This is a genomic window from Nocardia sp. NPDC049190 (assembly GCF_040648115.1).
Lineage (GTDB): Bacteria > Actinomycetota > Actinomycetes > Mycobacteriales > Mycobacteriaceae > Nocardia.
The window spans coordinates 79,833-97,940 of record NZ_JBEZDE010000028.1 but is presented as its reverse complement, the minus strand read 5'-3'; the positions used below and the strand labels follow the sequence as shown (position 1 = coordinate 97,940).

At 66.2% G+C, this 18,108-nt stretch carries 14 protein-coding genes; 9 read left to right on the top strand and 5 right to left on the bottom strand.

Going from position 1 to position 18,108, the window contains the following annotated elements; translation table 11 throughout:
• Nucleotides 1–673: 673 nt before the first annotated feature.
• Nucleotides 674–2,191 (top strand): aminotransferase class V-fold PLP-dependent enzyme, encoded by a 1,518-nt coding sequence (locus tag AB0B25_RS23075; protein ID WP_357182990.1) that lies wholly within the window; start codon nt 674–676, stop codon nt 2,189–2,191.
• A gap of 300 nt (nt 2,192–2,491) precedes the next feature.
• Here the strand turns inward: AB0B25_RS23075 and glnA are convergent, their stop codons facing one another.
• Nucleotides 2,492–3,928: a type I glutamate--ammonia ligase gene (glnA, locus tag AB0B25_RS23070; protein WP_357182987.1), complete on the bottom strand. Its 1,437-nt coding sequence runs from the start codon at nt 3,926–3,928 to the stop codon at nt 2,492–2,494.
• Nucleotides 3,929–4,178: 250 nt separating this feature from the next.
• Here glnA and AB0B25_RS23065 point away from each other — a divergent pair, with 250 nt between their 5' ends.
• Nucleotides 4,179–4,634: an RDD family protein gene (locus AB0B25_RS23065; RefSeq protein ID WP_357182984.1), complete on the top strand. Its 456-nt coding sequence runs from the start codon at nt 4,179–4,181 to the stop codon at nt 4,632–4,634.
• Between the two features lie 174 nt (nt 4,635–4,808).
• Here AB0B25_RS23065 and AB0B25_RS23060 read toward each other — a convergent pair whose 3' ends face one another.
• Nucleotides 4,809–5,543, bottom strand: a complete 735-nt coding sequence (locus AB0B25_RS23060; RefSeq protein ID WP_357182981.1) for a DUF4191 domain-containing protein — start codon at nt 5,541–5,543, stop codon at nt 4,809–4,811.
• A 55-nt stretch (nt 5,544–5,598) separates the two neighbouring features.
• Nucleotides 5,599–6,042: a hypothetical protein gene (locus tag AB0B25_RS23055; RefSeq protein WP_357182978.1), complete on the bottom strand. Its 444-nt coding sequence runs from the start codon at nt 6,040–6,042 to the stop codon at nt 5,599–5,601.
• A gap of 397 nt (nt 6,043–6,439) precedes the next feature.
• On the opposite strand from AB0B25_RS23055, the gene AB0B25_RS23050 reads away from it, so the two are divergent.
• The 3 genes from AB0B25_RS23050 to AB0B25_RS23040 are packed head-to-tail and all read left to right on the top strand — an operon-like array spanning nt 6,440 to nt 10,358.
• Nucleotides 6,440–8,104 carry a CocE/NonD family hydrolase gene (locus AB0B25_RS23050; RefSeq protein ID WP_357182975.1) on the top strand — a complete coding sequence of 555 codons (1,665 nt, stop codon included), beginning with the start codon at nt 6,440–6,442 and terminating at the stop codon, nt 8,102–8,104.
• On the top strand, nt 8,101–9,477 hold the full coding sequence (locus AB0B25_RS23045) for a M20 family peptidase (RefSeq protein WP_357182972.1): 1,377 nt from the start codon (nt 8,101–8,103) through the stop codon (nt 9,475–9,477). The genes AB0B25_RS23050 and AB0B25_RS23045 overlap by 4 nt, the downstream gene beginning before the upstream one ends.
• A complete protein-coding gene (locus tag AB0B25_RS23040; protein WP_357182969.1) occupies nt 9,474–10,358 on the top strand; it encodes a lysophospholipase in 885 nt (294 codons plus the stop codon). The genes AB0B25_RS23045 and AB0B25_RS23040 overlap by 4 nt, the downstream gene beginning before the upstream one ends.
• Nucleotides 10,359–10,460: 102 nt before the next feature.
• Here AB0B25_RS23040 and AB0B25_RS23035 read toward each other — a convergent pair whose 3' ends face one another.
• Nucleotides 10,461–11,405 carry an endonuclease/exonuclease/phosphatase family protein gene (locus AB0B25_RS23035; protein WP_357182966.1) on the bottom strand — a complete coding sequence of 315 codons (945 nt, stop codon included), beginning with the start codon at nt 11,403–11,405 and terminating at the stop codon, nt 10,461–10,463.
• Between the two features lie 111 nt (nt 11,406–11,516).
• Nucleotides 11,517–14,129, bottom strand: coding sequence for a LuxR C-terminal-related transcriptional regulator (locus tag AB0B25_RS23030; protein WP_357182963.1), 2,613 nt, complete (start codon nt 14,127–14,129; stop codon nt 11,517–11,519).
• A 242-nt stretch (nt 14,130–14,371) separates the two neighbouring features.
• Here AB0B25_RS23030 and AB0B25_RS23025 point away from each other — a divergent pair, with 242 nt between their 5' ends.
• The 4 genes from AB0B25_RS23025 to AB0B25_RS23010 all read left to right on the top strand — a co-directional run bounded on the left by AB0B25_RS23025 (nt 14,372) and on the right by AB0B25_RS23010 (nt 17,903).
• Nucleotides 14,372–15,028, top strand: a complete 657-nt coding sequence (locus AB0B25_RS23025) for a GntR family transcriptional regulator (protein WP_357182960.1) — start codon at nt 14,372–14,374, stop codon at nt 15,026–15,028.
• A gap of 141 nt (nt 15,029–15,169) precedes the next feature.
• On the top strand, nt 15,170–15,907 hold the full coding sequence (locus AB0B25_RS23020) for a PIG-L deacetylase family protein (protein WP_357182957.1): 738 nt from the start codon (nt 15,170–15,172) through the stop codon (nt 15,905–15,907).
• A 165-nt stretch (nt 15,908–16,072) separates the two neighbouring features.
• Nucleotides 16,073–16,786 carry a 4-carboxy-4-hydroxy-2-oxoadipate aldolase/oxaloacetate decarboxylase gene (locus tag AB0B25_RS23015; RefSeq protein WP_357182954.1) on the top strand — a complete coding sequence of 238 codons (714 nt, stop codon included), beginning with the start codon at nt 16,073–16,075 and terminating at the stop codon, nt 16,784–16,786.
• Entirely contained in the window at nt 16,779–17,903 is a 1,125-nt protein-coding gene (locus tag AB0B25_RS23010) for a 4-oxalomesaconate tautomerase (protein WP_357182952.1), read from the top strand. Before AB0B25_RS23015 ends, AB0B25_RS23010 begins: the two co-directional genes overlap by 8 nt.
• Nucleotides 17,904–18,108 lie beyond the last annotated feature (205 nt).

Here is an 18,108-nt window from a genome sequence, read left to right as displayed (position 1 = left end):
CGGCACGCTCGCCATCGGACAGCGTGATCTCAACAGCAGAAGGTCCACGATGCGACACACAAACAAAATATCAACTTACTTGCCTGATTTCAGGCACGACACACTAGTGCCGCATGAATCACGGACGTGAGGCGCCGCTGGCGATCTTGGGAATGTAGAGGTCCTCGACGAACCCGATCAGCTCATCGCGAGTAGTGGTCATTCCTGCCCCTCCTTGCGACCGATCCTGGCAGAGCGTGCCAGCGAGCCAGCAAGCACCATCCCGTAACCTCACTCGACCACGACCGCCGAACGTTCCGGCGGCACACTCCCGCTACACCGCCGAGTATCCGGCATTCCCGGCATTGGTAACTCTCCTCGCGCTCGGTCGCCGTCATTCGAGCACCACACCGGCCCGCTGCGGCACCGGACGGCAGCGCCCAATCGCTGCCCAAACAATCAGCCTGCTCCTGCTTTTCACACGAAACTCTGAGTCCGTCAGCTACCGGAATCAGCAACCGTCATGATCGGCACGACGGCGGATCACCACCGGTTCCGCCGCTGGCCGAACGTTCGAGGACACCTTCCGCCGCCCGCTATGGACGAGTGGGCAGCGCTCACCAGGTTTCCATGGCACGCCTGGTCGCAACCTCTGTGACACTCAGATGAAGACACGACCGGGTAGGAGCTGGCCATGACACAATCGGACCATCAAGTGCAGCAACCGATCGCGAACGCGAGCACCGCCCACCTGTCGGATATACCGGCGGATTTTCTCGCCGCATATCCCGACTACCCGACCACCGCTCGGCTCGATGAACTGCGGGCCACCGAATACAACTATCTGGATAGCGACAACCACGTCTACCTCGACTACACCGGCTCCGGACTGGCCGCACTCGCCCAATACCAGGCACACAGCGCACGACTATCCGAAACATGTTTCGGCAACCCGCACTCGGAGAATCCCACTTCCCGTGCGGCGACCGAACTCGTCGAGCGCGCACGCCGGGCGGTCCTCGCACACTTCAACGCCGCACCGACGGAATACACAGCGATCTTCACAGCCAACGCTACCTCCGCGTGCAGGCTGGTCGGGGAAGCTTATCCGTTCGGACCCGCGGCGCCGTACGTACTCACCTTCGACAACCATAATTCGGTGAACGGGATCCGAGAGTTCGCGCGGTCGAGACATGCACGGACCCAGTACATTCCGATCACCGACACCGAGCTGAGAGTGAGCGAACAGGCGGTCCACGCGGCACTGCGGCGTCGCTCTCGACTCGGATGGCGCACACCAGCGGAAAGGCCCCGGCGCCACGGGTTGTTCGCCTATCCGGCGCAGAGCAACTTCACCGGCGTGCAGTATCCGCTCGAATGGGTTGATATCGCCCATGAATACGGCTACGACGTCCTGCTGGATGCCGCTGCCTTCGCGCCTACCAACGTACTCGACCTCACCGCGGTGCAGGCCGACTTCATACCGGTGAGCTGGTACAAGCTGTTCGGATATCCGACCGGCATCGGCTGTCTGATCGCCCGCCGCGAAGCACTGGCCAGGCTGCGCCGGCCCTGGTTCTCCGGCGGCACCATCCTCGCCGTCAGCGTCCAGGGCGACTGGTATTCGGCGGCGGCCGGCGCGGCGGCCTTCGAAGACGGCACCCAGAACTTTTTGTCCATCCCCGATATCGAGTACGGGATCGACTGGCTGCGCGGTATCGGCATGGATCGGATCCGGCTGCGCACCCGCTGCCTGACCGGATGGCTGCTCGACCGACTGATCGCACTGCGGCACGACAACGGCACGCCACTGGCCAGGATCTACGGCCCACACCATCTCGACGGTCGGGGCGCTACCGTCGCATTCAATGTTCTGGATCCCGCCGGCGTCGTCGTCGACGAGCGCTTGGTCGCTCGGGAGTCCGCCGCGGCCGGTTTGTCGATACGCACCGGATGCTTCTGTAATCCCGGGGTCGGCGAGACGGCGTTCGATATCGGCCGCCGGTCCTTGCTCGGCCTCCTCGGGAAGCGGCTCACCAGCATCGACGAATACCTCGACGTCCTGGGCCTGCCCACCGGCGGCGCGGTCCGCGTCTCGCTCGGGCTCGCCTCCAACATCCAGGATGTCCAACGATTCATCGAGTTCATCGACAATACCTATCGAAACCGGCCGACCACCGCCGACGGCCTTCCCCCACGGGAACAGTGCTGACCCTCGAGGTCCTACCTCCACTACAACGTCGAAGTAGCGCTTGAACCTCTACCTGGGCATGTGCCGGCGTTGACTGTGCTGACGAAACGCGCTGAATTGCGAGCGCGGCCGCCGGGCAGCTCACTTCGACCAGACACGCCGCCGCCGGAAAACCTCTCGTGGACACCTACGGGCATCTGTGGGCGGATACGGACGAGTCCACCCGCCAAGTGATCGCGTCTGTGATCACTGAGCGGATGGACTCGGAACCGTCTACTGCGTACCGAACGCCGCAAATAGTGGCATTCGTGCAGGTCAGGCTTACACGTCGAAGTAGAGCTCGAACTCGTACGGGTGCGGCCGCAGGTTCACCGGCGCGATCTCGCCGTCGCGCTTGAGGGTGATCCAGGTCTCGATCAGATCCTCGGTGAAGACGTTGCCTTCGGTGAGGTAGTCGTGGTCCTGTTCGAGGCGGTCGATGACCGAGGACAGGCTGGTGGGGGCCTGGGGGATGTTCTTGGCCTCCTCCGGCGGGAGCTCGTAGAGGTCCTTGTCGACCGGGGCCAGGGGCTCCATCTTCTTCTTGATGCCGTCCAGGCCGGCCATCATCATGGCGGCGAAGGCCAGGTACGGGTTGCCCGAGGAGTCCGGTGCGCGGAACTCGAGCCGCTTGGCCTTCGGGTTGTTACCGGTGACCGGGATGCGGACCGCGGCGGAGCGGTTGCGCTGCGAGTACACCAGGTTGATCGGGGCCTCGTAGCCCGGGACCAGGCGGTGGTAGGAGTTCACGGTCGGGTTGGTGAACGCCAGCAGCGACGGTGCGTGGTGCAGGATGCCGCCGATGTAGTGACGCGCCAGGTCCGACAGGCCGCCGTAGCCTGCCTCGTCGTGGAACAGCGGCTTGCCGTCCTTCCACAGCGACTGGTGCACGTGCATACCCGAGCCGTTGTCGCCGAAGAGCGGCTTCGGCATGAAGGTGACGGTCTTGCCTTCCTGCCACGCGGTGTTCTTCACGATGTACTTGAACAGCTGCAGGTCGTCGGCGGCGGCGAGCAGGGTGTTGAACCTGTAGTTGATCTCGGCCTGACCGGCGGTGCCGACCTCGTGGTGGCCACGCTCCAGCTCGAAACCGGAGTTCTGCAGGTTGGTCGAGATCTTGTCGCGCAGGTCGACGTAGTGGTCGTAGGGCGCGACCGGGAAGTATCCGCCCTTGTTGCGGACCTTGTAGCCGCGGTTCAGGGTGCCGTCCGGGTTGAACTCGGCGCCGGTGTTCCAGGAGCCCGAGACCGACTCGATCTCGTAGAAGGCGCCGTTCATGGCCGAGTCGTAGCGGATCGAGTCGAAGATGTAGAACTCCGCCTCGGGGCCGAAGTACGCGGTGTCGGCGATGCCGGTCGAGCGCAGGTACTCCTCCGCCTTGCGCGCGACGTTACGCGGGTCGCGGCTGTAGGCCTCCCGGGTGAACGGATCGTGCACGAAGAAGTTGAGGTTCAGCGTCTTGGCGGCGCGGAACGGGTCGAGCCGCGCGGTCGTGTAGTCGGGCAGCAGCAGCATGTCCGACTCGTCGATCGACTGGAAGCCACGGACGGAGGAGCCGTCGAATGCCAGCCCTTCCTCGGCGAGATCAGTGGTGAAAGCCTTGGCCGGGATCGAGAAGTGCTGCTGCACACCGGGAAGGTCGCTGAAACGGATGTCAACGTACTCGACTTCTTCGTCAGCGAGGTATTTGATGACCTCGTCGGCCGTGCTGAACGTCACTTGTTCTCCTAACGGATCGGTTCCCAGCCAGTGTCGATTGCTTGGGCTCGTCGCGTCCAGACGCTATGGATGCCGTGTTTCCCCGCAGTCAAGGCTGTGTTTCGCCAGTGTTACGCGTGCACCTGGCCGAGTGGCAATGGCCACCCGAACTCGAACAATCGTAGTCCTGTCACCCCTTGCGGCATGCGCCGACCTGAACTCCCATTATGCGGTACCGATCGACCGGTCGGACGGGCCTATTCTGGGGTGCATGGCACGCATCACCGGATCTTGGCTCTCGGGACCTTCGGCCGATCCCGGAGACTCGGCAACCCCCGATTTCCCCGGTGCGTATCTGGGCCTGCCGCAGACCGGCGCCGGTTCGTTGGCGGGAATGGGACGCCGGATCGCCGCCCTGTTCGTGGACTGGTTGATCGCGCTCGGCATCTCGGCGTTGATCGTGCGCAGCGGTTCGGCGTCGAGCCTGACACTGCTGGTCTGGTTCGTGATCGGCGTCGGTGGGGTGACGCTGTTCGGTCTCACGCCGGGGCAGTATTTCCTGCGGCTACGGACGGTCCGCATCGATGCCGCGGTCCCGGTCGGCTTCGTGCGGGCGCTGGCCAGGCAGGTGCTCCTGGTTTTCGTGGTGCCCGCACTGTTCACCGATGCCGACGGACGCGGCATGCACGACCGTGCGACCGGCACCGCCCTCGTCCACTCGCGCTGACACTCGACCAGTCTCCCTGCACCGGCTCGGTGCCGTAGCTTCCCGGTTCACCGGCTCTGGAACCTGATCGGGTCGGCCGAGCCGCTTCACGGCAGGTGAGCCTGCTGATTTTCCCCGCTACAGCCGACGAGAGGCCCGTATCTCGATAGGTACGGGCCTCTCGTGGGCATCAGGTCAGCGCCTGCGGATGGTCCGCTGTACGCCGCGCATCTTCGCGCCGCCGGGCATCGGGCCCTTCGGCAGCGCGGGCCCGCTGCGCGAGCTGAGCGCGGACAGGCGGCCTTCGATGAGGTCGATCCGTTTGGTGTCGATGTTGCGGGGCAGCTTGGTCAGGTAGCGCTGCAGTTCCTTCAGGGGAACTTGACCCTCGTCGTTACCGATGACGATGTCGTAGATCGGAGTGTCGCCGATCAACCGGGCCGTGCGCTTCTTCTCCTGGGCCAGCAGCGATTTCACCCGTTGCGCGGAGCCCTCGGCAACCAGGACCACGCCGGGCAGACCGATCACCCGATGGACCGCGTCCAGCTGGGTGGTCGCGGCGATGCCGTTACGCACCCGCCACTTGCCCTGCAGGTTGTCCAGCACCCAGGCCGCGGCGCCCGCCTGGCCCTCAGCCTTGTGGTAGACGCTCTTCTGCACCCGCCGGCCGAAGATGATGAAGGCGACCAGGGCGCCGAGCACCACGCCGAGCGGGATGAGGAACCAGGTGAGCCCGAAGAGCAAGCCGACGACGACGAAGACGGCAGTGATGCCGATCACCGTGCCGATCATCAGCGGCAGCAGCAGCTTGTCTTCCTTACGCTGCATCTGGAACGCCTGCCAGAGCTGCCGACGACGTTCTTTCGACTGCTGCTTGCGCGCCGCTTTCGCCGCGGCCTTCGCTTCCTTGCTGGGCTTGCCTGCTGCCATGCCTCTCAGGATAGTGCCCAGGTAGTCCCGGCTTTGCCACGGGACAGCAGCGCGATCAGCCGCGGCGGACAATCGGACCGAGCGCGGTCAGATCCAGATCACCGGATGCCTCGGTCCAGCCCATCGCGCGCAAGTCCACCGGGGTGGCCACGCCGAGGGCGTCGCGCAGGCCGACGACGACCGAGCGGGCGAACTCGAGCAGACCGTTGGGCGAAATCGGCCAGAACAGGGTTCTGGTCCAGTTGTCCGTATCGCGCCGGAGCACGGGCTCGCGCCAGCCGAGTTCGCGCAGCTCCTGTGCGGCCGCATCGGGAATGGGCTGCGTCAGATAGTGATTTCCGGCCAACTCGGCGGAGAGTTTGATGTCGTACTGAACGAACTGGACATAACGATTTCCGGGCGCCGCGATAATCAACGTGGCACGCGAGGGCAGCTCGGAAAGACATTGCGCCAACGCCTGCACGAACCGTTCCCAGTCCGTGGTCCCCGGCTCACTCATTCTCGCCCTGGCACTCGCACCGGCTGATCATACGCCCGCCTGCCCCGGATACCAGGCGAATTCTGTTGAACCACGGTGTACTTCACGCGGATCCCGTGAGAAAGAATGGTCATCACTCGGTCCGGATATCCAAGCCCCGCCATCCCCGCTTCCGATGCCGATGGGTGCGGTGAATCAGCGACAAGACCTGTTGCCGGAAAACCGTCGCCGCACTATCAGCCCAGGATTCGATCGATTGTCCCGTGCGAGTTTCCGATCCCGCAGCGCAGGTCATCGCCGCAGGCGTCCGCAGCACCACCGTCGGATCGAGCATTCGGATGAGCGCCGAGAGATACCAGTTGACCACCATGGTTCCGGGGGCTGGACGCCTCTGCCGACACACCCGATAGTCCTAGTAGTGACCGAAAGAACCGGAATGCTGCGCGCCCTGCTCGGGCTACTGCTCGTCTTGGCAGCGTCCGCGCCGGTGACTGCCGCCGCCGAGCCCCTTGCGGCGCCTTTTCAGTGGCAGCAGACGTTCATCGATGGCAAGGACGGCACCCGGCTGCACGCGGATATCTTGCGCCCGGACGGCGTCTCCGACGACACACGCACGCCGGTCATCCTCACCGTCAGCCCGTATCGCGCGCATCTTGCGTATCTGAGCGAGCCGCGCCTTGCGGGCGGCCCATCCACCGACAACCTCACCGTGGAGCTGTTCCTGCGCGCCGGCTACACCTACGTGATCGTCGACCTGCGCGGCTTCGGCGGCTCGGACGGCTGCCCCGACTTCGGCGGCCCCGGTGAACGCTCGGATGTGGCGACCGCGGTGGAGTGGGCGGCGAGTCAGCCGTGGTCCACCGGCAAGGTGGGTATGTTCGGCGCCTCCTACGAGGCATGGACCGGACTGATGGGCCTGGCGGGCGCACCGAACGGCCTGGCGGCGGTCGTCGCGTTCGAGCCGGTCGTCGACCCGTACTCCTACCTGTACATGCAGGGCGTCTCGTGGAAGTTCTCCGGCAAGCCGATTACCGAGAACGGTGTGCGCCCTGCGGATTTCGCCGGACTGGAGCATCTGCTCATCGCGTCCACGCCGCCGCGCCCGGAGGACTCTCCCGGATACCGGGCCAACGCGACACAACTCCCTATGCACTGCTACCAGCAGTACCTGGCGGATATCACGAACCACGACGGCGGCACCGCTTTCTGGCGAGACCGTGATCTCGTAGCACCGTTGCGCGGCAGCACGATTCCGCTGTTTCTCGGCCAAGGTTTCGTCGACTACAACACCAGGGCCTACCGGGTGTTCGACCTGTGGCACGGGCTCGGACCAGGCGAGCACCGGGCGTGGTTCGGCCAGTGGGGCCACCGCACCTGCCACGACAAGTGCGGCACACCGCATTTCGACACCGAGGTGCTCGCCTTCTTCGACCGGCACGTGGCCGGCCGCGATATCGAGGTCCCCGGGCCGCGCATCACCGTCGGCCAGTTCGACGGCCGCTGGCGAGCGGAGACGGCCTGGCCGCCCGCCGACGCACAGCGGGTCGCCGTCGAGCTTCGCACCGGCGGCTACACCGACCGCGGGCTGGTCCCAGGACGCGATCGTGAGGTCTGGTCGGTGTCCGAGCCGATGACGCAACACCAGCACCTGTCCGGCATCCCGACCGCTACCCTGCGGCTGAACGGTCCGCCGACCGCGACGGTGGCCGTCGAGCTCTACGACATCGCGCCCGACCTCCGCGCGACGGTGATCACCCGTGGCATCGCCCCGGTCACCGACACGGCCGAAGTCCGGCTGCTGGCCCAGGACTGGCCGATCCCGGTGGGCCATCGGATCGGCGTGCGCGTCACCGACGTGGTCGATGACGTGTGGTCGCACTCCCCCGCCTTCGCACAGGTCGCCATTGCCGCGGCGAGCGTCGAGCTACCCCTGCTGACCAGCAGACGCGACCCCGAGCTACCCGGCGGGCTCACCGAGGGCATCGTGAAGTGGCGAAACGAGAAGACCGTGACGCTCGAACCCGGCATGCTGGACAATGCAACGGTGCCTATGAACGTGCCCGACCGCACCGGTGACCGATGACGAAGCCGGTCGACGACCCGACCGCTGAACGCCTCGCCGCGGCGCTGCGCTGCGCCACCGTGTCCACCGATGATCCGGCGGACGCCGACACCGCCGCGTTCGACCGCCTCGACGCGCACCTCGAGCAGTCCTTCCCGTTGGTGCACGCGCAACTCGAACTCGAACGATTCGGATACAGCAGGCTCTACCGATGGCCGGGCAGCGAACCCGACCGGGTTGCCGCCATCCTGCTCGCGCACCAGGATGTGGTGCCCGCGGACCATCCGCAGCGCTGGACCCATCCACCGTTCGCAGGGGTGGTCGACGACGAATTCATCTGGGGTCGTGGCGCGATCGACGACAAAAGCCGTGTCGTAGCCATTCTCGAGGCTGTCGAGTCGGCACTCGCCGCGGGCGTCCGGCCCCGGCACACCGTCTATCTGGCGTTCGGGCACGACGAAGAGGTTTTCGGCGGGGACGGCGCCGAACGGATGGCCGAGCGGCTGCGGCGGGCGGGCGTGCGCGCCGACCTGTTGCTCGACGAGGGCGGCGTGATCACCGAGGGCGTCGCCGACGGTGTGCGGCAACCGGTGGCCACGGTCATGCTCGGCGAGAAGGGCTACGCGACGGTCCGGTTGTCGGTCACCGAGGTGGGTGGGCATTCCTCCATGCCGGGTCGGCAGACCGCGGTCGGCCGGATCGCCCGCGCGGTGAGCCGGATCCAGGATCATCCGATGCCGCTGCGCCTGACCCCGGTGATCGCGGACATGCTGGCCCGGCTGCGCCAGGTCATGCCGGCGCCGCGGCGGCGCCTGCTCGGCTTCGTCGGCGTCGTCGCGCCACTGATCACTCGGGTGCTCGCGGCGAGACCGACCACCGAGGCGATGGTGCGCACCACCACCGCACCCACCGTGATCCGCGGCGGAGTGAAGGCGAACGTCTTGCCGCAGCATGCCGAGGCGCTGGTGAACTTCCGCATCCTGCCGGGCGACTCGGTCGACTCGGTGCTGGAGCACTGCCGGAAGGTGGTGCGCGACAACGGTATTCACCTCGAGCTGGTCGGCATGTCGTCGGAGCCGTCCAGCACAACGGGTCCGGGACCCGCCTTCGACGTGATCGCCGATGTCGCCCGTGCTATCGTCCCCGGTATCGCGGTCACCACCGGCCTGGTCCCTGGCGCCACCGACTCCAGGCACTACGACGATCTGGCCGGTACCCGGTGCAATTTCGCCCCGATCGTGCTGAACGAACGCGATCTGGCCTCGATCCACGGAACCGACGAGCGACTGTCCCGGGTCAACTACGCTCGGCTCATCGAGTTCAACCGTCGGCTGATCGACCACTTCGCAGCCGCCACGACCAGCGCAGTACAGACGTCAGGAGTCGATGCATGACCACCGAACCGACGCCGGGCGACACCGAGCCACCCACCACGTCCACGATCCACACCGAGACCGGAGAATTCGACGGCAGCGGCAGAATCGCCTGGCGCGCCTGGTTGCCGGACAACTCGGCACGGGGGGTTGTCGTGCTCGTGCACGGCATCGCCGAGCACTCCGGACGCTACGCCCACGTCGGGAAGCGATTGGCGGGCGCGGGTTTCGCGGTATACGCGCTCGATCACATCGGCCACGGCCAGTCGGCGGGCCGCAGAGCCAACATCGGTTCGATGGCGGACGCCGCGGACAATGTCGCCGCCATGCTGGAGATTGCGACCCGCGAACATCCGGACGGACCGCGCTTCCTGCTCGGACACTCGATGGGCAGCCTGATCGTCCTCTACCTGGCCACCCGGGCCCCGATCGACGTCGCGGGCATCGTGCTGTCCGCCCCGCCGCTGGACATCCCGGTCGGCAATCCGGTGCAGCGTCTGCTCGCGCCGGTGCTGAGTAGGTTGACGCCGGATCTCGGTGTGCTGAAACTGGATTCGACGATGATCAGTCGCGACCCCGCGGTCGTCGCGGCCTACGACAACGATCCGCTGGTTTATCGAGGCATGCTGCCGGCCCGCACCGGCGCCGAGATGCTCGAGGCGACCACCACGGTCAAGGGACGGCTCGCGCAACTCACCGCGCCGCTGCTGGTACTGCACGGCACCGCCGACACGATCGCGGCACCCTCCAGCTCCGATCTCATCGAGCGGGGCGCCGGCTCCAAGGACCTCACCGTGATCCGCTACGAGGGCCTCTACCACGAGGTGTTCAACGAACCCGAGCAGGACAAGGTGCTCGGTGATGTGGTCGGCTGGCTGACGGAGCACGCTACCGGTCATTAGGTCCGTGGCGGGAACTGATCCATCAGGTGGATTCGTGCCGGCCGACACATGCTGATCGACGGTCGGACCGATGTGGGCGCTGCTCGACCGGCCGAGATCGCTTCAGTTCAGACGTACCTGGGCCACCACGGCGCGGTGGTCGGAGCCCGGCATGGTCAGGGTGTGCACGATTTCGGCAGTGGCATCGGCGAGCAGGATGTGGTCGATGCCGATCACCGGGACCCAGCCGTGATCGTTCGGGAAGGTGGGCAGCAGGCCCGCGCCGGTTTGGTCGGCGGCGGAGGCGAAGCGACCGTGCAGCAGATCGCGATACGCGGCGTGGTCGCGGGTCGCATTGAAGTCCGCGCCCACGATCGCGGGACCGCTTTCCGCGTCGAGAATTTCGCGGATCCTGCGCATCTCCGTGGTCCATGCCTGGAATTCGAAGGGCGGCGGGATCGGGTGGAAGGCGAAGATCGTGATCGGTCCGCCTTCCGGGTGATCCATCGTCGCGGACACATTGTTCAGGATGAAGCCGTCGTATTTCCTGGCGTCCCGCAACGGGTATCGGCTGTAGATGCCCGTACCGCCGCCACCTGTCCGCGTCGGCTCGGTGTAGTGATGTGGTAGTTCCGCCAGGATTCCCACGGTCGTCAATCGCTCGATCGCCGATTCGGTCAGTTCATCCACGGTCAGCACATCGACCCGGTTCTCCCGCACCGCTCGGATGACAGCCGTTGGATCGGCGCCGCCGAAGAACAGGTTCGACTGCATGATGGTGAACCGCGGCCCGGTCGCCGCCCGCCCCTGCGGCACGAACGCAGGCACCAGCGTCCACAGCGCCGCCACGGCAAGGACCCCGGCCACGGCCGCACCGCGCCACCCACGCGCGATCGATAACAACACGAGACCAGCGACCGCGCCGAGCATCAGGTACGACGCCCCGGACGCGACCAGCACCAGCCAACGCCACGGCCACGCGACGAAATGCAGCACAATCCCGACGGATCCCGCCGCCACTGCGCACCACCCCGCCCCGAGCAGCACCCGGTCCATCCCTTTACGCATGCGGTCGAGCCTAGCTAGGCGGTGTGGGTGCGGACCATGTGTAGAGCTTGTGTCGCTGGTGTGTGTTCGATGCCGGAGGTCGGCTGCGCGAAACCGGCTGCTACCGAACCGTCATGATCGTTGCTGCCCGATCTGTTGGCCTTGGCGCGGCCTGCGCGATTGTTCGCCGGTCCGGCGTGGCCGCCTGGCTGCCTCGGTCCGAACCTCGCTGATCTGGTCTTCGGGAACGAATCTGATGATGTCTTCGCGGGAGGCGATGGTCAGTTTCTGGAAAATCGCGGCCATCTGCGCGTCGACGGTTCTCCCCGAGTTTCCGCGGCGGGCCGCGATCTCGGTGTTCGTCCACCCCGCCGCGGCCAGGGTCGCGACTTGCTGCTCGGCTGTCGACAGCTCGCCCCAGTGCGAGGGAGTATTTTGCCGGGCGGGATGGTCCATCGGCATTTTCTCGATGGAGAATGTCCCGAGCGCCAAGCGCTGCACCTCGTGCAACTCCGAACGCAACAGGGAGCCCTGCTTCTCCGCGGCGGCGAACGCGGTGGGTCCCAATACCCGGCGCGCGATGTCGATGGCCTTGTTCGTTTCATCGGCGAGCGGGCTCAGCTCCTCGATGTCGACACCCAGTTCCGCTCGCAAGCCCGCAGCCCCGCCAACGAGTTGCGCGGTCTCGGTGGCCAGCTTTCCGAGTTCAGCCCGGTCGGTGCTGCCTGCCGCGAGCAAGTCGGTGATGATCTGCGCCAGCGACCACATCCGAATGTGCACCGTCCACACCGCGCCCCAGTGGTCGTTCGCAGCTACCTGGTGCGCCAAGGCGGTGCGTCCGACGGTCAACGCCTCGGTGGCATCACCATGTTTGGTCAGCGCCAGCGCCCAGGCGATTTCGGTCCAGGATTTCGCCCACCCGGCCCCGGACGCGCTGGCGTAATCAAGGTTGCGTCGCGTGATCCGCAGGGCCTGCTGCGGTGACCCCAGGAAGCTCGCGGTCCATGCCTCGAAGTGCGCGCTGATAGCCTCGCCACCACGATCGTCGAGGGCACGGAACTTCTCCCGAGCCCGTGCCAACACCGTGATAGCCCTCGGGTCGCGGTGGGCCATCATCAGTTCCACTCCCCACACGAATTCGAACAGAGCGGGTAGGCCGATGTCGGCTTCCGGGGCCTGCCGCCAGTTCTGCCGGGTCTGCGGGTCAGCGATGCACGCGATCACGCAGTCCTCGAGAATCTGTTCGGCGTCCCCGCGTCTGCCCTGGATCAGGGCGAGCCACCCGATCAAGGCCATGGCTCTTATTTGGAGTTCGACGGGCTGCACGGGCAGTGCGCGGGTGGCTTGCAATGTGCGTTCGATCCAGCGACGCATTTCTCGAGGTGAGCCTTTGACGATCGGCAGGGCGATCAGACCCGCGGAGATTTCCAAGCCGAGTGTCGGTTCGCCCGACGTGAGGCTGGTCTCGATCGCGGTCACGATGTTGTCCCACGCCACGCGCGCCCAGTCCAGCAGATCCTGCTCGGCGGGACTGAACCAATGGCGTTGGGCATGAACGATTTTGTCGCGATAATAGCGGCGGTGCCGCTGTGCGAGGCGCGCTGGTTCGTCGACCTCGTCGGTGGACCGTTCTTCGAGTTGTTGCCGGGTGAACAGGCGAATGCTCTCCAGCAGCGAGTACCGCACGGTGGTCGGCGTGATGTGCACGGTCACCAGCGACTGCTCGACCAGACGCTCGAGCAGGCCCTCGACTTCATCAGCCGCGATACCCACCGCGTTCATCCCCTTGTACGAGGTCCGCCCACCCTGGTCGGATGTCGGGTCGTCGGCGCAGACGTTTTCGATGGCTTCCAGATCGGCGCCGACATCCATGACCGAGCTGGTGTCGTCTTCGGGGTTGGTGTCATACCCGGCGGCGAAAACCGACATGCGGTCCAGAAGCAGCTGTTCCTTGTCCGAGCACAGGTCGTAGGACCACGCGATGACGTCACGAACGCCCTGATGTCGTGGTTCGGCGCCCACCCGCGGCCCGTGTGACCACCGCAACCGTTTATCGGTCGCCTCGCCACTCAATTCTCGAACGATCATCGCCAACGGCTGCCGCAGCAACCGCGCCGCCGCCAACCGGATATACAGCGGATGGTTGTCCACCCGACGGCAGATCAGGCCGGCCGTCGCCACCTCGTCCTGCTCCACGATGGGGTGACCGGTGAGTTCGGCGCGTTGGCGAAACAGCGTCACCGCCTGCTGCCGGGTCAGCGGGGGAACCACTACCACGTGTTCGTCGACCCACCCGATCGCTTCGCGACTGGTGGCCAAGATGGTCAATCCCGGCACCGCCTCGAGCAACTCCGTGATCAGGCCACCGGTATCGGCGAGGACATGCTCGCAATTGTCCATCACCAGCACCGTCTGCAGGTTTCGCCCTGCGGCATCGGTCCTGGTCAAAGTATCGACCAACGCGTCCCAGCCCGAACGTCCCGAGAAGTCGGCCTCGACCACCGAGGCCGCGGCCTCTTCCTCGATCGCCACCGCGTCGGCGCCTTTGGCCACTCGCGCCAGTCGCACCCAGAACACCGGCGCACGCCTCGCCCTTCCGAAGCGTCCCAGCGCCTCGGTCGCCAGCCGCGTTTTCCCGATCCCGCCCGGGCCGACCAAGGTGATCAGCCGGGCCGAGCCCACCAGCAGCGCGCTGATCTTGTCCAGCTCCGGACCACGACCAACGAACCCATTTGTGGCAGCCATCTGCTCCCCAGCGCGCGCTCGGCGTGAGGCCATCATATTGGCCGAGCTTAGTCGCCGAACCTGCCGACAGCTATCACACAGCAGACCGAACGCACCCGTAGCGCGGAACCGCAGACAACTCCATGGCGCGGAGGGCACTGCCGACTTGCTGTCGCTACCCCAAGTCAGGATGAATTGTTGCCAATACTTTTGGCATAATTTCGCACAATATGGTTGTCACACCTATCGCCAGGACGGTGTCAGTGTCGGAGAATCACGAACTCGAACGTGGAACGCAGGGCAAAGCCATTGCGGTGGAACAACTTCGCCGTGCCGTCCGCCATGGCGACGTCGCGCCGGGCCAGCGGCTGGTGGAGGCGGAGTTGGTCGAGCAGCTCGGCGTCACACGAGGAAGTGTGCGGGCCGCGATCGACGAACTGGTCGCCGAGGGGCTGCTCGAGCGGATCCACAACCGGGGCGCCCGGGTGCGCACGGTCTCGCGGCAGCAGGCGATCGAGATCTTGGAATGCCGCAAGGTGTTGGAGGGGCTCATCGCGGCAAAGGCGGCCGAGCGGGTCGGCCCGGCCGACGCCGAGCGACTGCGCCGCTACGCCGACCAGCTCACGGCGGCGGTGCGCGATGGCGAGCCGTTGAAGTATTCGAGCCTCAACCATGAGCTGCACGCGGCGCTTGCCGATATCGCCGGGCAGCTGACCGCGGCCGATCTGATCGACAAGCTCAACGCGCAGATCGTGCGACATCAGTTCCAGTTGTCGCTGCGGCCGGGACGCCCGCAGGTCTCGTTGGGTGAACACCTCGCAGTGGCGGAAGCGGTGATCGCGCGGGATCCCGTCGCCGCGGAGCGGGCCATGCGTGCGCACCTCGATAGCGTGATCGCCGCGCTGAGCAAATCCGACTGAGTCGCTCCCCGAGCACGGTCACCATCTGTCGACGAAATTGTTGACAATTCTGCGTGCAGAGTTTTACCGTCGATGCGGGCGTGCCGCGCACGCCCTCGAACCGCAACGCGGCGGTCGACCGTGAGCATGTGAGGTGAGGCAATGCCCGAGTACACGTCAGAATCGCTTTTAGTGGTCAGTGCCCATGCGGGTGATTTCGTATGGCGCGCCGGTGGCGCGATCGCACTGGCCGCGTCGCGCGGAGAGCGGGCCACCGTGGTGTGCCTCAGCTTCGGTGAGCGCGGCGAGTCGGCAAAGGCATGGCGTGAGGGCAAGAAGCTCGACGAGATCAAGGCGCTGCGCCGCGACGAGGCCGAACAGGCCGCGACGGCGCTCGGTGCGGACATTCGCTTCCTGGACGCCGGTGATTACCCGCTGCTCGAATCACCGGAACTCGTCGACCAGCTGGTACACGTCTACCGCGAGACCACACCCACGGTGGTACTCACCCATACGCTGGTCGACCCCTACAACGGCGACCATCCGGCCGCTGCTCGCATGGCAATACAAGCACGCATCCTCGCCCAGGCGGTCGGGTACGACGCGCCGGGCGACCCGCTCGGCGCCCCGCCGGTGTTCAGCTTCGAACCGCACCAGTCGGAGATGTCGGAATTCCGCCCGGATGTCCTGCTGGACATCACCGAGGTGTTCGAATCCAAGCGCAAGGCGATGCGCTGCCTCGGTGTGCAGCCGCACATGTGGGCGTACTACGAGGACCTCGCCGCTCGTCGCGGGGTGCAGTTGAAGCGCAACGCCGGGCCGAACCTCGGGCTGCAGCACGACACCAAGGCCGAGGCATTCGTACGCCACTACCCGCACGTGACCGACCGGTTGTCATGACCGCGACGGCGGCCCCCATGGAGCGGTTGATCACCGGCCCGGATGAGCACGCGGCGCGGCGATGACGGCCATCGCACTGTCGGTCGCCGGTGTCGGCGACGCCTTCCGATTCACCACCGCCGAGCCAGATGCCCTGCGCGCCATCGCAGAGTCAGGAGAACGCAGATGAAATCCGTTGTCATAACCGATCCCCCCCGCGCCTCGCTCGCGGACGCCGCACGGCTCGGTCAGTATGGCGTCGCCACGGTGCACGAGGCAGCCGGACGAATCGGGTACCTCGGCCCCCGCCTGCGGCCCGCGTGGCCAGGGGCACGGATCGGCGGCACCGCGGTCACCGTGCTGTGTTGGCCGGGCGACAATCTGATGATCCACGTCGCGGTGGAACAGTGTCGCGAAGGCGATGTGCTGGTCGTGGTGACGAACTCGCCGTCCAGCGACGGCCTGTTCGGTGAACTGTTCGCCACCGCGCTGCAGCAGCGCGGTGTCCGTGGAGTCGTCCTGGGGTGTGGCGTAAGGGATGTTGCCGAACTGCGGGAAATGGGGTTCCCCGCTTGGTCGACGGCGGTCAGCGCCCAGGGTTCGGTGAAGGCTACGGCCGGGGCGGTCAATGTGCCGGTTGTCGTCGAGGGCCAATTGATCCGGCCCGGTGACGTGATAGTCGCCGACGACGATGGCGTCGTGCGGGTTCCGCGCACCGATGTGCCTGCGGTGCTGGAACTTTCGGCCGCGCGCACGGCCAAGGAAGAGGCGACCAGACAGGCGTTCCGCGACGGCGAGTTGGGTCTGGACCGGTACGGACTGCGCGACCGGCTCGACGAGTTCGGTATCCGCTACTCCTCCTACGCGGACTACTACGCCGAGGGGAGCGGTAATGAATGAGCGAAGCACAGCCACCACGGCGGACGACGCCGCGGCGGAGCCGTTCGGCACGGCGGGCGTTCGGTGTTTGTGGATGCGAGGCGGAACATCCAAGGGCGCGTTCTTCCTCGCCGACGATCTGCCGTCCGATCGCGCGACCCGCGATGATCTGCTGCTACGGATCATGGGCACCCCTGATCCGCGCCAGATCGACGGACTCGGCGGCGCGACCTCGCTGACCAGCAAAGTGGCCGTGGTGTCGCCGTCGGCGCTACCCGGGATCGATATCGATTATCTGTTCCTGCAGCTCGGTGTCGACGAGCCGACCGTGTCGGAGAAGCAGAATTGCGGAAACATCCTCGCCGCGGTGGGACAGTTCGCGGTCGAGACCGGACTGCTGACCGCCAGCGGTGACACGTGCCAGGTGCGCATCCATATGGTCAACTCCGGCGGTATCGCCGCCGCGACTTTTCCGGTTCGCGCGGGCCGACCGGTGTACGACGGAGAGGTCGCCATCGACGGCGTTCCCGGCACTGCCGCCGGGGTGCTGCTGTCGTTCGAGAACACCGCCGGGTCGGCCACGTCGGGGCTGTACCCGACCGGACGGCTCAGCGACAGCATCGACGGCGTGGAGATCACCTGTGTCGACAACGGTATGCCGGTCGTGGTCGCGCAGGCGCGCTCCTTCGGTCTCACCGGCTACGAAACCCATGCCGAACTCGCCGACGACACCGCGCTGCTGGAACGCGTCGACACTGTGCGCCGCAAGGCCGCGCAGTTGATGGGCCTCGGTGACGTGTCGGAATCGTCGGTGCCGAAGACGGTGCTTGTCGCGCCGGCTCGTGCCGGCGGCCAGGTGTGCACTCGCTCGTTCATCCCGGTCCGGCCGCACACCGCGATCGGCGTGTTCGCCGCGATCAGCGCGGTGACCGCCATGATGACACCGGGCACGGTCGGTCACGACCTCACAGCGAACTGGGCCGACGGCCTGTCGCGCGTGGATGTCGAGCATCCGTCGGGACACTTGCTGGTCGATATCGACCTGGACGCCACGTCCACTCCGCCCCAGGTGCGTACCGCCGGTGTCGTGCGCACCGCTCGAAAACTCTTTGCCGGCAGGGCTTTTCCCCGCCTCTGACACAACCGGTTCGGTACGGAGAGCCGAACATGCCACCTGGTCGCCCGACCATTCACAGGGTGCATCCCCAACGGGCCGACCCGCCGGGTGGCCAGGCGAGTCGCCTTCCGATATCAGCGACATCCCGGCTACTGATCACGTTCAGCATCGAGATCGACGATGTCGATACATCCGCAGCTCCGGCGATGCCGGCGGTGCGCCCGCA

Bases quoted from the DNA above. Each gene is read 5' to 3' on its own strand.
- AB0B25_RS23075 (WP_357182990.1), top strand. From the start codon at position 674: ATGACACAATCGGACCATCAAGTGCAGCAACCGATCGCGAACGCGAGC.
- AB0B25_RS23065 (WP_357182984.1), top strand. From the start codon at position 4,179: ATGGCACGCATCACCGGATCTTGGCTCTCGGGACCTTCGGCCGATCCC.
- AB0B25_RS23060 (WP_357182981.1), bottom strand. From the start codon at position 5,543: ATGGCAGCAGGCAAGCCCAGCAAGGAAGCGAAGGCCGCGGCGAAAGCG.
- AB0B25_RS23055 (WP_357182978.1), bottom strand. From the start codon at position 6,042: ATGAGTGAGCCGGGGACCACGGACTGGGAACGGTTCGTGCAGGCGTTG.
- AB0B25_RS23045 (WP_357182972.1), top strand. From the start codon at position 8,101: ATGACGAAGCCGGTCGACGACCCGACCGCTGAACGCCTCGCCGCGGCG.
- AB0B25_RS23040 (WP_357182969.1), top strand. From the start codon at position 9,474: ATGACCACCGAACCGACGCCGGGCGACACCGAGCCACCCACCACGTCC.
- AB0B25_RS23035 (WP_357182966.1), bottom strand. From the start codon at position 11,405: ATGCGTAAAGGGATGGACCGGGTGCTGCTCGGGGCGGGGTGGTGCGCA.
- AB0B25_RS23030 (WP_357182963.1), bottom strand. From the start codon at position 14,129: ATGGCTGCCACAAATGGGTTCGTTGGTCGTGGTCCGGAGCTGGACAAG.
- AB0B25_RS23020 (WP_357182957.1), top strand. From the start codon at position 15,170: ATGCCCGAGTACACGTCAGAATCGCTTTTAGTGGTCAGTGCCCATGCG.
- AB0B25_RS23015 (WP_357182954.1), top strand. From the start codon at position 16,073: ATGAAATCCGTTGTCATAACCGATCCCCCCCGCGCCTCGCTCGCGGAC.
- AB0B25_RS23010 (WP_357182952.1), top strand. From the start codon at position 16,779: ATGAATGAGCGAAGCACAGCCACCACGGCGGACGACGCCGCGGCGGAG.